Origin of the sequence: Vibrio sp. T9 (assembly GCF_003123985.1) — a bacterium.
Lineage (GTDB): Bacteria > Pseudomonadota > Gammaproteobacteria > Enterobacterales > Vibrionaceae > Vibrio > Vibrio diabolicus.
In genome coordinates, this window is record NZ_NIGY01000051.1 from 1 (window position 1) to 506 (window position 506).

The window sequence follows — 506 nt, forward strand, 5'->3', positions numbered from 1 at the left end:
CCAGCTCGCGGCTACGCCTGCAAGCAACGTCGGCCATCCACTCGCATGAACGATGTCGTCACCGGCGACGAGCCCGAACGTCAGCCCCATGGCGCCGAAGAAAGCCAGGTGCAGGACGAATGCTGCGAGCAGCCAGCGCGGCGAGACTGCAATGCCTCCGCCGAGCGCCGAGGCATGCCGCTGCAGGAGCCAGCCCGCGACGACCAGGCCGGACAAGACGACGGCTCTCATCATGAGTGCATCGATCGGAACGTAGTGCACGGCGAGCGGCGCAGCCCAAATCAGCGCGGCACCCACGAGCATCGCGGCCTCGAGCAACGCGCATAGCACCAAAAGGCGATGCGACACACCACGCGCTCGCAACATGGCATGACGGCCCAGATACTGCAGTACGCTTCCAGGTAGATATTTTCCGAACTGCGACACGGAATAGATGGTTAGCGTGCCAGAAGCAGGCACACCTCCCGCACCAAGTGCACGCAACAGCGCATACCATGCGGCAGCCA

General features: G+C 63.8%; 1 protein-coding gene. It reads right to left on the bottom strand.

Going from position 1 to position 506, the window contains the following annotated elements:
- The coding region (locus tag CBX98_RS26340) for a hypothetical protein (protein ID WP_197710247.1) at positions 1–506 on the bottom strand (506 nt) is incomplete at both ends.